This window comes from Hoeflea sp. TYP-13 (assembly GCF_040932035.1).
Taxonomy (GTDB): domain Bacteria; phylum Pseudomonadota; class Alphaproteobacteria; order Rhizobiales; family Rhizobiaceae; genus Hoeflea_A.
In genome coordinates this window covers 507,120-521,315 of record NZ_JBFRBB010000001.1, presented here as the reverse complement: position 1 = coordinate 521,315, position 14,196 = coordinate 507,120, and the positions used below count along the sequence as shown (strand labels likewise).

The window sequence follows — 14,196 nt, the reverse complement described above, 5'->3', positions numbered from 1 at the left end:
ATTGACGGATATCAAAGAATACCGCCAGTAAACATGCGAGCAAATTTGGATGCGGAAGGTGCAGTGAATGGAAAAGGCCGTATTCCGAACCCGGGATCTTATGAAAATCTACGGCACCGGCGAGGTTGAGGTGCGGGCGCTGAACGGCGTCGATATCGAGCTTTTCGAGGGCGAGATGACGGTGCTTTTAGGCCCGTCGGGCAGCGGCAAGTCAACTTTTCTCAACATTGTCGGCGGGCTCGACCGGCCGACCAGCGGCAGTGTGCACTTCAAGGACAAGGAACTAACCGCCTATAGCGAGCGGCAACTCACCTTGTACCGGCGCGACCATGTCGGCTTCGTCTTCCAGTTCTACAATCTCATTCCGAGCCTGACGGCCTGGGAGAATGTGGCGCTGGTGACGGAAGTCTCACGCGATCCGATGACGCCGGACGAGGCGCTGGGGCTGGTCGATCTCGGCGACCGGATGACTCACTTTCCGGCGCAGCTTTCCGGCGGCGAACAGCAGCGCGTTGCGATTGCCCGCGCCATCGCCAAACGGCCGGAAGTTCTGCTCTGCGACGAGCCGACGGGCGCGCTCGATTCAAAGACCGGCATCCTGGTTCTCGAAGCACTGGCGAAGATCAACAACGAGCTCGGCACGACGACCGCCATTATCACGCACAATGCGGCGATCCAGGAAATTGCACACCGGGTCATTTCCTTCATCGACGGCAAGATTTCGCATGTCCAGGTCAACGAGACCCGCATCCAGCCGGCGGAAGTGGTCTGGTAGCCATGAAGGTGCTCGACATAAAGCTCTATCGCGATCTTGGCCGGCTGTGGGCGCAGGCGCTGGCGATTGCGCTGGTCATGGCCTGCGGCGTCGCGACGCTCATCCTTTCGGTCGGCGCCTACCGCTCGCTCGAGGACACGCGGGCGGCCTTTTACGACCGCTACCGGTTCGGAACCGTCTTTGCCTCCGCGACCCGCGCGCCGCAGCACCTTAAATCGCGGATCGAGAACATATCGGGCGTCGCGTCCGCCGAGCTCAGGATCGTCAGGCCGGTGCTGATCGATGTCGTCGGCATGGAGGAGCCGGCATCGGGCGTGGTGGTTTCCGTGCCTGAATTCCGCGAACCGGCGGTCAACCGGCTTTATCTCAGGCACGGCAGGCTGCCGGAAGCCGGCCGCGAAAACGAGGTTGCGGTCGTCGAAACCTTCGCCGACGCCCACGGCTTCAGGCCGGGCGATACGTTCGAGGCCATCATGAACGGCCGCAAGCAGACGCTGAAGATCGTCGGCACGGTGCTGTCGCCGGAATATATCTACGCCATCGGCCCCGGCGACATGGTGCCCGATCCGAAGCGCTACGGCGTTTTCTTCATGTCAAAAAAGGCGCTCGCGGGCCTCTTCGACATGGAAGGCGCGTTCAACGATGTCAGCCTGTCGACCATCAGGAATTCCGAAACGCGGGCGATCATCGACGACCTCGACGACATGTTGAAACCCTATGGCGGGACCGGCGCCTATGACCGCGAAGACCAGATCTCGCATGCGTTTCTCGATTCCGAACTCGATCAGCTGCAGGCGATGTCATCGATCATACCGCCGATATTCCTCGCCATCGCGGCATTCCTGGTGAACATGATCCTGTCGCGCCTGATCGCGCTTGAACGCGAGCAGATCGGCCTCTTGAAGGCGCTCGGCTACGGCACCTGGACGATCGGCGGGCACTACGCCAAGCTCGTCGTCGCCATCGCGCTTGTCGGGCTTGTCATCGGATCGGTCGCCGGATGGTGGCTCGGCCGGGGCCTGACGCGGCTTTATGCTGAGTTCTTTTCCTTCCCCTTCCTCATTTTCCGCCAGAGCATCGATCTCTACTTCCTTGCCGGCGGCGTGACGATTGCCGCAGCGCTCGCGGGCGCTGCCAATGCAATCTGGTCAACGGTGGCGCTGCCGCCGGCCGTTGCCATGAGCCCGCCGGCGCCGACCACCTATCGCAGCTTCTTTTTCGGCCGGCTGCAGCGTCTCGGCATCCTGTCGCAACTCACCGTCATGGCGATGCGCCATCTCGTCAGATGGCCGGTGCGCACGTTTTTGACGACGCTCGGCACATCGATGTCCGTCGCGCTGCTTGTCACCTCGCTGTTTGCCTATGATTCCATCGACTTCATGATCGATGCGATCTTCTTCCAGGCCGACCGGCAGGATGCGACGCTGACCTTCTCGGAGGATCTGGGACCGGGGTCGCTTTACGCCGTTGCGGCGTTGCCGGGCGTGGTCAAGGCCGAACCCTACCGGCAGACCGCCGTCAAGCTGCGTAACGGTCACCGCGAATTGCGCATGTCCCTACTCGGGGTTCCGGAGGAGGCCAACCTGTCGCGTATACTCGATCTCGACCTCAACCCGATGTCAGCGCCGTCAGCAGGGATAGTTCTTTCCGAACGGGTGGCCGAAAAATTGCATTTGCAGCCCGGCGATTTTGTCGAGGTGGAGCTTCTTGAACGCGACAACCGGATTGTCGAGGTCGAGGTGGGCAGACTGGCACAGGGTCCGGTCGGCAGTCCTGATACCGGCGGCCCGTCCACGCCGGGCGCGATCGCCGTCAGCGCCGTTGCGCAAAGCTATGTCGGGCTGACGGCCTATATGCAGTCCGAAGCGCTTGACCGGCTGCTGCGCGACGGCAGGCGCGTGTCGGGTACGCGCATCCAGATCGACAGCGCCGGGCTTTCCGACCTCTATGACGAGATCAAGCGCACACCGGCGATTGCCTCCATCGCGCTGCAGGGCGTGTCGCGCATGCGATTCCGCGAGACAATCGAGCAGAACATCACCACCAGCACCGCGGTCTATATCACGCTGGCGGTCATCATCACCTTCGGCGTGATCTACAATTCGGCACGGATCCAGCTTTCGGAACGGGCGCGCGAGCTGGCGAGCCTGCGCGTCTTCGGGTTTACGAGAACGGAGGTCTCCGGCGTGCTGATGACGGAGCTTGCGATAATCGTGCTTTTGGCTCAGCCGCTCGGCTGGCTGCTGGGATACGGTTTATCCTGGTCGGTCGTTCAAGGGTTCGCCAACGATCTGTTCCGCATTCCCCTGGTCGTCAGCGCGCAGACCTTCGCCATATCGAGCCTGGTGGTGATTATTGCCGCAGTGGTTTCGGCCCTGATCGTGCGGCGGCGGGTCGACCGGCTCGATCTCATCCGCGTCCTAAAAACGAGAGAGTGAATAATGCGTGTCTGGATAAAACGGATCGTTTTGCTTGTTATTGTCGCGGCAATCGGGGCGGGATTTTACCTCGCCCTGCGCGAACGGCCGGTCGCGGTCGATACGGCCATCGTCACCAGCGGGTCGCTGCAGGTAACGATCGACGAGGAAGGCGTCACCAGGGTCAAGGATGTCTATACGGTCTCGTCGCCGATCGCCGGTCATCTGGCACGCACCACGCTCGACGAGGGAGAAGCGGTGAAGGCGCATGAAACAATCATCGCCTCGATCCACCCGCTTGATCCACCGTTCCTGGACGAGCGCACCAGGGCCGAACTGATGGCAGCGGCGGAAGCGGCGCGTTCGGCGGTCGCCCTGGCCAAGGTCGAACAGCAGCGCGCGCAGACGGCGCTGGATCTCGCAAAGTCAAATTACGAGCGCGCCGAAAAACTGGCAAAGACCAAGACCATTTCAATCAGCCAGCTGGAGCATTCCTATAGCGAACTGGAGCTGAAAAAGGCGCAGGTCGCCAGCACCGAGGCAACAATCAACCTGCGCAAGGCGGAGCTTGCCAGCGCCGAGGCGCGCCTGCAGCAACCCGGAAACGTCCGCACAGCCAATCCCGACTATGATTGCTGTGTCAACATTACCGCACCTATCGACGGCGTCGTCCTGAAAGTGCTTGCACGCAGCGAGCAGGCCGTGTCGCCGGGCACGAAAATCGCCGAGATCGGCGACCCGCGCAATCTGGAGATCATTGTCGACCTGCTTTCAAGCGACGCGGCCAGAATCAAGCCGGGCGCCACGGTGGCAATCACCGACTGGGGCGGCGAGACGGACCTTGAGGGGACGGTGCGCCGTGTGGAGCCTGCCGCCTTCACCAAGATCTCGTCGCTCGGCATCGAGGAACAGCGCGTCAATGTCGTCATCGATCCGGCAAGTGTGCCTGAGAATCTCGGGCACGGATTCCGCGTGCTTGCCCGGCTTGAAATCTGGCAGCGCGACGACGTGCTCAAGGTTCCGATCGCAGCGCTGTTTCGCTCCGGCGGCCGGTGGTCGGTCTTCGTCATCGACGGCGGACAGGCAGCGCTGCGCCATATCGACGTCGGCCGGATGAACAGCACCGAAGCGCAGGTCCTTGACGGCATCGACGGTGACGACACGGTCATCCTCTATCCAAGCGACCTGCTGGACGACGGCAGCCTCGTTGAAGAAAGGCCAGGTTAGCCTCGGCCCGCTTTCGGCCGGTAGGCAAGCGCAACACCGCCGGCGCCGTCAAAAATATTGCCGAAGGTCACAATGAAAAGTTGGCGAATGCACCGGCGGAAACGGCTCAAATCCGTGATACCGAGCGGTCAATTGATCTGCCGCAAGGCAATATCCGTTTGCGGCGGCGTAGACTTGCCTTAAGGCAATGGCAAGGAGGTTTTCATGTCCAAATTCACGAGAGCAGCGGTCTATCCCATGGTTGTCGTGATTTGCATCCTGCCGGCATCCGGCGTTTTGGCACAGTCCTCCAATTCGGCATGGCTTGACGATCTCGGCATGCAGCTCAGGGCAGAAAAGGCCTGCGAACCCAACATTTTCATTAACATGCGCGAAGGCCAACTAGGCGCGAACAAATACTACGAAGCCCGCATTCAATGCGTAGATGGCCGCATGTTCGATGCCACGCGGACGGAGCCTGAAAAGAAATTCACGATCACGGCATGCGGCGTCGCGGTCTGCTGACCGCTGGAGCATTTGTCTTCTGGCGCACTGTTGTTCAGTGCGCCATGAATACCGGCAGGCTTGTTTTCGACAGCAGATCCCGGGTCGTTCCGCCGAGCAGCCATTCGCGAAGGCGGGAATGCCCGTAGGCGCCCATCACAATGATATCGGCTTTGGTGTTCCGCGCTTGTGTCAAAAGGGCATCTGCAACGTCTCCCGGCTGTGCCTGAAGATGATCCACGGTAATTTTCTTTCCGTGACGCGCAAGAAATCGCTGCATTTCATCGACCGTGTGTTTATCGGACGCGTGATCATCACGGTGTGCCTGCACGATATGAACGTCCCGTGTGCCATCCAAGAGCAGCAGGCTGTGATGGATGGCCGCCGCGGCCTCCGGCTCTCCGTTCCAGGCTATAAGAGCGCGATCAAGCTTCGGTAAAGGCCTGTCGCCAGCGCCCAGAACCAGCACCGGCCGTCCTGCATCGAACAGCACCCCGTTGAATGCTTCCGTTGCGAGATCGTGGCTTGGAACACTACCGTGGGGAAAAACCGTGACATCAGCGCAAAGTGCGTGACGCGACATTGTCCTCCCGATCATTCCACGGTCGACGCATTCGACCATGATGGATGCCGAAAAATTACCTTCCTGGACCAGAGCTTCCACCGTTTTGGCGCGCTGTTCGGCCTTTTCGGCGGTGTTTTTAAATTCGTCGGCCGTCAGGAAATCCGGTATCCCCGGATAGGTCGCGGTGGCTATCGGAACCAGAACGCCGAAAACCACGAGGTTGAGATGCGCGCCCATCTCGCCGGCAAGCGCAATGACCGGCTTGACATTGTCCAGCGGTTCATCGGTCGAATGGAATGCGAGAAGTGTCGTGATTGCCATGATAAAATCCTCAATCAATGCGACAAACAGGCCAAAAACCTGCATTTTTTCATTCTAACGGAAGTCGGCAGTGGTCCATTGCGCTAGATCAAACCACTCGCGGCCGATCTGGGTTTCACTGTCGTGATACGGACTCACCCTGTTCGGTGTGTGCTGTTAAAGACCGCGTTGCCAGAACCATCAAGGGACCAACATGTTCGAGACCGCCGAACTGGGCCGCACGATAACAAAATCCGACTTCAAACGCACCGCACCGGCACTGCGTCAGGAGCTGCTTGAACTGCAGGACACGCTCCACAAGAACAAACGCTTTCCGGTCATTGTGGTCTTTGGCGGCGTCGATGGCGGCGGCAAAGGCGAAACGGTCAGCCTGCTTAATGCCTGGATGGATCCGCGGTGGCTGATAACACGGGCCTATGACGAACCGGGCGATGACGAAAGGGAGCGGCCGGAATTCTGGAAATACTGGCGCGACCTTCCGGCCCGGGGCCGTATCGGCATGTTCCTGAGCGCCTGGTATTCGCGGCCCGTTCTCGACCGTGTGCATGGCCGGTCGGACGAAGCGACCTTTTTGAAACAGCTGGAACGGATTGTCGGTTTTGAACGGGCGCTGGCGCGTGACGGCGCACTAATCCTGAAATTCTGGATGCATCTGAGCCGCGATGCCCAGGAACACCGCCTGCGCAACCTCGAGAACGACCCGCTGACAAATGCAAGGGTGGGCGAGCGCGACTGGGAACACTGGCGCATGTACGACAAGTTCATCGGCGCTGCTGAACAGCTGGTTTCGCGAACAAACCGGGGCCTTGCCCCCTGGACCATCGTTGAGGGAAGCGATCCGAATTGCCGGGCGATTACCGTCACCAGCCTTTTGCGCGACGCGCTTGCCCGGCGCCTCGACACACCTGAATTGAACGGCGGGAAAAACGGTTCCGCTCAGACCGAAACACCATCCGCACCGGATTCGAAACCCGACGGATATTCGGTGGCAAAATCGATCACCGTATTGAGCGGTCTGGAAATGTCCAGGAAACTCGAAAAAGCGCCCTACAAGAAGCAGCTGGTCGAACTGCAGGCACGGCTTCACCGGCTGCACCTTCTGGCCAAGGCTCAAAACGTATCGAGCGTCCTGGTCTTTGAAGGTCCGGACGCCGCCGGCAAGGGCGGCGCCATCCGGCGCATAAATGAGAGCCTTGATGCGCGCAACTACCAGGTTCACGGCATTGCCGCACCAACCGAGGAAGAACTGGCGCGCCACTATCTGTGGCGTTTTTGGCGGCGTTTGCCGCGCGACGGGCATATCGCCATTTTCGACCGTTCCTGGTACGGGCGCGTTCTTGTCGAACGCATTGAGGGATTTGCCAGCGAGGATGACTGGCGCAGGTCCTATGCGGAAATCAACGATTTCGAGGAACAGCTGATCGAGCACGGAACGGTGCTGGTCAAATGCTGGATCCATATCACGGAGGACGAGCAGCTCGCACGCTTCAAACTCCGCGAAAAAACGCCCTACAAGCGCTGGAAGCTGACCGAAGAGGACTGGCGCAACCGCGACAAATGGAGCGATTACGAGGCTGCCGTCAACGACATGGTGCAATATACCAGCACATCCACAGCGCCCTGGACACTGGTCGAGGGTAATGACAAGCGATACGCCCGTGTGAAGGTTGTGCAGACGTTTTGCGAGCGATTATCTGCCGCGCTTGGCGACCCGCTCGATTGATGCGCAACAACGACACCGGGCTCGCCGGGCTGCGAGGAGACTATCGCGTGCGTTTTCCGAATCCGTGCGCAACGCGGCTGACATGAGGTTTCGGTGCCGCCATTCGCGGACTTGCCGCCGGTGTCTGCATGGCGGGCTGGAACCTCTGCATGCGCATTTCCAATGGCGATTTGGACACGACCGCATCTGATTTGAGGGCTTCAGAGGCACGCGGATCCGGTCCGAATTCGTTGGATCCGGGCTCCGGTGGAAGGTGCAGTACGAATAGCCACATGGCCAGCAGCAAGAAACCCGAAAGATCCACATTGAATTCCTCGACTGTAATTCCGCCGATCAGAACCACGGGGGCGTACAGTGCTGCAAGGACCGGGTATATTCCCTTGATATAAAGGATTCTGCCCTGCATATCCTCGTCGATATCGTTGACGCGTTTCCACAGGATAGCAAAGCTGGACCACAGTGTTACCGCAACATAAACGGCTATTGCCGGTCTCAATTCCTGTGTAATGATCCGGTTGTAGCGATCCTCGAACAGCGGAACACCGAGGTGGTTCATCCATAAACCAAGGGCCAGGACACTCAGCAATTGCAGCGCCACCGTCCCAAAAAATGCGGTTGTCCGCCGCACACGGCCCTTCAGTCCGAAGTAAAAATTCAACATCTCAACGTACCGGATATGCCTGTAAAAGTAGCCTTTCAAACAATTGCGCCTGTTCCGCGTCCGCATTGTCGAAGACAACCGGTTGCTACGAGGTTACTATACAATCTTAACGGGGAATTAATTGCCGCCCGAGATTGCGCGAGCGGATCAGAATTTCGGTTCATTTGGCGGTTGAACCGGTGGACTGAGACCTCAAATCAGGAGCCGAATTCAGGGATTCCGCCGACTATGCAGGCATTTGCGTGTCGTTGCCGCAAGGCGGCAAGTGTACTCCGCAACATCAATGCCGGGCGTAGTTGACCGTTGCTGAGTTACCGGACGGCCTTAACGGGGAGTTAACGGGCTTCCGCAATCACTCGGGCATTCCCAGAATGGTCAGCCTTTTGACGAGCGCGTCCTTGAGTTCCGGGTTCATTCCGGACGCCATTTTTTGAATAATGCCTATTTTCATGTCCGGTCGTTTTTGGGAGGCCTGCCTCACGGCTTCGCGCGCCTCCTCCAAACGGCCTTGCCTGTTCAAGGTCAAGGCCAGTGTCACGTGTCCTATCACCTGACCATGTCCGGTATCCATTGCCTGACGAGCAAGTTCTTCAGATTTCTGCAATCGTCCGAGGAGAAGAAGTGCTGCCGACTTGATGGCCAGCTTGTAAACCAGAGACTGACCAAAGGGACTAAGACGCAGCGAGATATCGATGACCGGCAGCGCCTCTGCTGGTTTGCCCGCCCACAGCAGAGCGACGGCGAGAGCCTGATGCGCACCTCCTGAGCACGGATTGAGAGAGATTGCCGTCTCCGCCTCCCTGATGGCCACGTTGGTTCTGCCCGAAAACATGTAGGCATGTGTCAGCGACTCGTGGGCAAAACTGCTTCCAGGATCCAACTTGACCGCCTTCCGGCCATATTGGAGCGCTTCGGCAAATCCTTCGGGGCTCCCCTCGGTCCACCCGAAAAAGACGGACCGGTTTTTGAGCTGGGCAAGAAGAGCATAGGGTGCAGAATAATTCGGCGCCTCTTTCATTGCATCCAGGCACATCTGCCGCGCGATCTCGTCATCTTCGCGCGTGTACTGGAAAAAATGCCAGCGGGCTCTCATGAACATGTCCCAGCTGTCCAGGTTCTCAGGCCGTTTGCGCAAGGCACGCGCCCACTCGTTCTGGGCCAGTTCAATATCGATTTGGGAAGCAATCGTGTGGGCGATCTTGTCTTCGGCCGTGAAGATGTCTTCGATATCCGGTTTTAAGGGATACCTGTCAGACCAGACGTCTTCCCCGGAACTCGTATCCACCAGACGCACGGCGGTCTGGAATTCATCGCCCTTTTCCCGCACCGTTCCCATGACGAGATATTGGGCGTTCAATTCCCTGCCGACGCGCACGGGATCCGGATCGGCATCGCGATATGCCTGTGTCGACGTACGTCCAATGGTCGTAAACCAGTCGATCCTCGACAACTCGGCGATGATTCCATCCGACAAGCTGTCTGTTATGCGATCCCGCTCTGATTGGTCAGGCAGACCGACGAATGGGAGGACAGCGATTGCCCGCTTTGGCGGCCGCCCCAAATCCGGCTGATCAGGCATTGTCTGACTTGTGGAGCCTTGCGGCTGATGAGTAGCGGAGGATGCGGAAGCATCAGTGCGGTAAAGCGCGTCCAGTCCAAATTCAGGGCCGTGCTTTGGCCATTCGAACTCATGCAGCGCCAGATAGTCTTTCAGATTGTCAGCCGCATAGAGAAAAGCCATGGCGCGGGACAGGTTATCGCGGCGCTGATGGGAAATCGCCAGACCGGCGGTAAGGCGGGCCAGCAGATACTGACTTTCCAGAAATGACAGTCGGTTCGGTTCATGCCGGTCAACCCACTGCCTGGGCCTGTCCCGAAACTGATGGACCAGTTGCAATATACCTATGTCTTCACCCTGCAACCCGGCATCGCGCTCCTTTGGCGCAACGCGCTTAAGGTTGCCGAGAAGCGTCTTCCAGTGCTGTGGACTGATTCTCTCGCGCGAGGTCAGCAGATAGTCGAGTTCAAAAATTCCGTGGTCGTAAAAAAGAAAACCGTCATCACGGTAGAAATCCAAGTCAATGAGGTAGTAGTGCGGGTCAGCCTCGAATTGTTTGGTAACCAGAACATTCTTGCCGTGCAGGTCGCCATGCTGATTGCCCCTGACGGCCCGCAAACGGGCCGATTCAGGCAATTGAATCAGGCGCAGCGCAAACGCCAGTGGGTTTGGAAACCATTCGCCGTCATAGGTGAAAGCCGGCGTTTCAGGCGGAATGGCGCAATTCGCGCTGATAAAATCGTGAATGCGGCCCCCGCGCCCGGGATCAGTGCGATAGTCCAGCCAGCTGTTGAGAAGATCCTGAGGCATAAGCATATCGGGATCCAGATTGTATTTGGCGTTCCAGCGTTCGAGCAGATCGTCAGACAGGCGGACAGCAGTATCGAGCTGGGGACCGTAGGGACATGCGGCCCAGGACACGGCGTATTCCAACCCGCGCGCCGCGATGGTCGTCAGTGCGGCGACTTCATCCTGGTGCCTTACCGCGCAAACCAGTTTCGGCAAATAAGCTTCGGCGTATTCAGGCGCCATCTCAATTGCATGTTTGTGCCGTTCGTGCTCCAGCGCCTCGGCGCGCCTGGAGCCGACAGCACGGTCCAGTTTCAATATCGCCTGCCCGGTAAACCTGTCGCTGGTAACGTCTGCGACCATCACGCGGGCGCCCGATTTTCCCTCACTGATCGTGCGATGAATGTAAATCCTGCTGTCGCCGCCAAGTTCCTTGAGCAGCGTCTGTTCAAGTGCCGCGTAATCTTCCGGCCACGGAATAGCAGATTGGTTGTTCGACTGCATGTGTGCTGCGCCAACCCTCATTCACATTTGTAATGACCTATCAACACTGCAATTGCGCCCGTTTTGGCACCAGTTGCAATATCTCCAAGGTGAGCAATGGTACGGGCGAACCGGTTCTTAAACAAGAAGCAAGGCCTGTTCGCACCAGCAGGACCTTGAGGGCTCTGCCTGTTTGTGTCTAAAGGCTTTTCGAATACAACAGTAACAGCAAAAGGTTCCCAACCGCACACGGTCCTGTATGAGTCGCAACCGAACCATATTATCCGCAATCGTCGTCGGATACTCCCGTTTGATTCGTGTCGAGCCGGCGCGAACAAAGGCAGCGATGGACGATTTGGACAAAGACCTGATCCGCCCAAAGCTCGCTGAGTTCGGCGGCCGGATATTGGACATTGCGGATGAACGCACCGTGGTGGAATTTCCCGATGCAAGAAAAGCCGTGCTGTTTGCGATTGCCGTTCAACTTTCCATGCGGGACCACAACAAGGATATTCGGGCAGACCGGCAGATTGTCTACCGGGTCGGCATCGAGACAGTCCAGGCGAAGAGCGGTACCGTGGATGCCGATGAGGCGGAAACGATCGCTTCAGGCTTGTCCGAACTCACTGAGCCCGGCCGGGTCTCGATTTCCGGCCACGTACTTGACCTGATTTCCACGGAGCTTGACCTTACCGCAGAGCCAATTGACTTACGGCCATTGATGATTGTCCCGGACTCTGTCTCGCCACACGAGATCAAGCTTGACGCAAAAGCGGGAGCCGCGGTGGCGGCAAGCGCAAAACCGACCCAGCTAAGCCGCCGCTCGGCTGTTATCGGCGCCCTTATATCGGCGCTGGTGATATTGGCTGCAGTTACGTCGTTTTATTACATTCAGACCGGCCAGCGCCCATCCGAGTCAATCGGACCATCAGCGACACAAAAACCGACCATCGCTGTAATGCCTTTTGAAAACCTGTCGACGGACACCAAAGGCGCGATGTTTGCCCATGGCATTACCGCATCGATCATTTCGGCGCTGGCCCAGGTTCCCCAGCTTTTTGTCATATCAAGCAGCTCGGCTTTCTCATTTGCGCAACAGTTCGCAGGAACACGAGAAGTCGGGCGTGAATTCGGGGTTCGTTACGTTCTCGTGGGATCGGTGCAAATCAGCAACGACAATATCAGGGTTATAGCCGAGCTGTCCGACACAAAGACCGGCGAAACCGTGTGGACGGAGCGTTACGATCGCAGTCAGGACGATGTTTTCGCTGTGCAGGATGAAATCACGCTCAACGTCCTGGTATCGCTCCAGGTCGCCCTGACGGAAGGGCACAGGGCGGCAGTCAGAGGCCACGGTACCCAAAACGTTGACGCTTACCTTGGGCTTCTCAATGCCGAGACAGAATTCCGCAATTACACAAAAGCCTCAATGATCGAGACCAGACGAATGCTGCAGAATGTCCGAAAGCTCGATCCCGAATACTATCACGCGATGCTGCTTGAAGCGCGAACCCACACGTTCGATGCCCAGTGGGGATATAGCGACGACGCGGACGCGTCACTGCAGACCGCCGCCGAAATCCTGCAAGAGGCGGCGCTGCTGGACGGCGATATGAGCGTGGCAGACAAGGCCGAGGTGCAGATAACCCAAGCCTATATCGAACAAATGGCTGGAGATTTTGATTCAGCACTTTCTCTTGCGTTCACCGCCGCCGAAACCAGCCCCAACAATGCCAATATTCTGGCAACGGCCGGATGGGTGGCTTCATTTGACCGCAGCTACGACCGGTCGATCCAACTGCTGAAAAGTGCCATTGCGCACAATCCGATCTATCCGAGCTGGTACGCCAATTTTCTGTCCCGGAACTACACATTCAATGGCCAGTATGAGGAGGCGATCAAATGGGCGAAGGATGGGGCCGAAAATTCCGAGAATGATCGCCGGCGCGCCTGGGCGCTCGTCAATCTCCTGTTTGCCTACGTACAAGCGGGCCAATCTCCTGACGCAAAGAGCACCGCCGATGAGGTTCTTCGACTTTGGCCCGACATCTCAATCGAGACGTTAAAAAATGCACAGCCCTTTCAATACGAGGAGGACTGGGAGACGTTTGCGTCGGCGATGCGGGAAAACGGCATTCCCGAATAGCGGGTTTTGCGGGCAAACCTCTTTTTTGTTGATGAAGCCGGCGCAAGCCGCGCACCGGCACGACAACCACGTGACAGCACACGGCTTCGATGTAAAACTTGAACGCGTGCCCGGGTCCAGGGCACGTCTACCGGGGACGCATCGGAGGGAAGCATGGAAGAACTGCTGTCGCATGTGATCAATGTCGTCGGGCCGGTTCTGATTTGCGCGCTTGTCGGCTATACGCTGGCGATGACCAAAGCACCTTTCGACACCAAGGTCATCGGGTCGCTGGTCTCGAAAGTCGGCTATCCGACCTTGATCATTTCGCATCTTTCCAGCCATCACGTAGCGTTCGGCTCGTTCATGTATTTCATGGGCGCGGCGGCGGTGGCTGTCGCCCTTTTTGGCATCATCGGCTACATATTCCTGCGTATCGTGCGCCTGCCCTACCGGGCATTTCTATCACCCATGATGATGAACAATGTCGGCAATATCGGATTGCCGGTCTGTCTTTTGGCGTTTGGCGACCAGGGGCTTTCCTATGCGCTCGGATTTGTCGTTGTGGTGCTGGTCGGCATCTTCACCATAGGGATGTGGCTGCCGATCGGAGAAGTGAGTGTCAAAAGCCTTGTGAGCCAACCGGTTATCTACGCGGTCATTATCGCTCTTTATTTGATGGGGACTGGCACCAAACTACCGGGCATGGTCAATGAGGCCATGTCTCTGCTGGGCGGATTTGCCATACCGCTGATGCTGATCACGCTCGGCTATACGCTCGCAACACTCAATGTCGGTTCGATCCTGCGCGGCACGTATCTGGCATTGTTTCATGCGGCGATGGCGATTGTCGTCGCCATGGTGCTCGTTCAGGTATTTGGCCTTACCGGCACAGAACGCGGGGTTTTCATTCTGCAATGCGTCGCGCCGGTGTCGGTAGCGACCTATTTGTGGATTTCGATCTATCAGGAGAAATACGCGGCGGATGTTGCCGGTATGGTGATGGTGTCGACGCTGCTGACGATTGTCCTTCTGCCGCTGGTCCTCACCTTCCTGATCTAAATAACGC

General features: G+C 58.0%; 10 protein-coding genes. 7 read left to right on the top strand and 3 right to left on the bottom strand.

Annotated features, from left to right (window positions below; all coding sequences use genetic code 11):
• The first annotated feature begins 67 nt into the window (after window positions 1-67).
• The 4 genes from ABVT35_RS02325 to ABVT35_RS02310 all read left to right on the top strand — a co-directional run bounded on the left by ABVT35_RS02325 (window position 68) and on the right by ABVT35_RS02310 (window position 4,923).
• Complete coding sequence (locus tag ABVT35_RS02325; RefSeq protein ID WP_368464661.1) at window positions 68-775, top strand: ABC transporter ATP-binding protein; 708 nt, start codon at window positions 68-70, stop codon at window positions 773-775.
• A gap of 2 nt (window positions 776-777) precedes the next feature.
• A complete protein-coding gene (locus ABVT35_RS02320) occupies window positions 778-3,213 on the top strand; it encodes an ABC transporter permease (protein ID WP_368464660.1) in 2,436 nt (811 codons plus the stop codon).
• Window positions 3,214-3,216: 3 nt separating this feature from the next.
• Window positions 3,217-4,419: an efflux RND transporter periplasmic adaptor subunit gene (locus ABVT35_RS02315; protein ID WP_368464659.1), complete on the top strand. Its 1,203-nt coding sequence runs from the start codon at window positions 3,217-3,219 to the stop codon at window positions 4,417-4,419.
• A 204-nt stretch (window positions 4,420-4,623) separates the two neighbouring features.
• The gene (locus ABVT35_RS02310) at window positions 4,624-4,923 is read left to right on the top strand and encodes a hypothetical protein (protein WP_368464658.1); all 300 of its coding nucleotides are present in this window, start codon (window positions 4,624-4,626) and stop codon (window positions 4,921-4,923) included.
• Between the two features lie 34 nt (window positions 4,924-4,957).
• Here ABVT35_RS02310 and ABVT35_RS02305 read toward each other — a convergent pair whose 3' ends face one another.
• Window positions 4,958-5,788, bottom strand: coding sequence for a universal stress protein (locus ABVT35_RS02305; RefSeq protein WP_368464657.1), 831 nt, complete (start codon window positions 5,786-5,788; stop codon window positions 4,958-4,960).
• A gap of 193 nt (window positions 5,789-5,981) precedes the next feature.
• On the opposite strand from ABVT35_RS02305, the gene pap reads away from it, so the two are divergent.
• Window positions 5,982-7,511 (top strand): polyphosphate:AMP phosphotransferase, encoded by a 1,530-nt coding sequence (gene pap / locus ABVT35_RS02300; protein WP_368464656.1) that lies wholly within the window; start codon window positions 5,982-5,984, stop codon window positions 7,509-7,511.
• 40 nt (window positions 7,512-7,551) lie between these two features.
• On the opposite strand, the gene ABVT35_RS02295 is transcribed toward pap, so the two are convergent.
• On the bottom strand, window positions 7,552-8,172 hold the full coding sequence (locus ABVT35_RS02295; RefSeq protein ID WP_368464655.1) for a DUF805 domain-containing protein: 621 nt from the start codon (window positions 8,170-8,172) through the stop codon (window positions 7,552-7,554).
• Window positions 8,173-8,524: 352 nt separating this feature from the next.
• On the bottom strand, window positions 8,525-11,023 hold the full coding sequence (locus tag ABVT35_RS02290) for a hypothetical protein (RefSeq protein ID WP_368464654.1): 2,499 nt from the start codon (window positions 11,021-11,023) through the stop codon (window positions 8,525-8,527).
• 325 nt (window positions 11,024-11,348) lie between these two features.
• Between ABVT35_RS02290 and ABVT35_RS02285 the strand changes: the two genes are divergently transcribed.
• Window positions 11,349-13,148, top strand: a complete 1,800-nt coding sequence (locus ABVT35_RS02285) for a hypothetical protein (protein WP_368464653.1) — start codon at window positions 11,349-11,351, stop codon at window positions 13,146-13,148.
• 153 nt (window positions 13,149-13,301) lie between these two features.
• Entirely contained in the window at window positions 13,302-14,189 is an 888-nt protein-coding gene (locus ABVT35_RS02280; protein ID WP_368464652.1) for an AEC family transporter, read from the top strand.
• The last annotated feature ends 7 nt before the right edge of the window (window positions 14,190-14,196 follow it).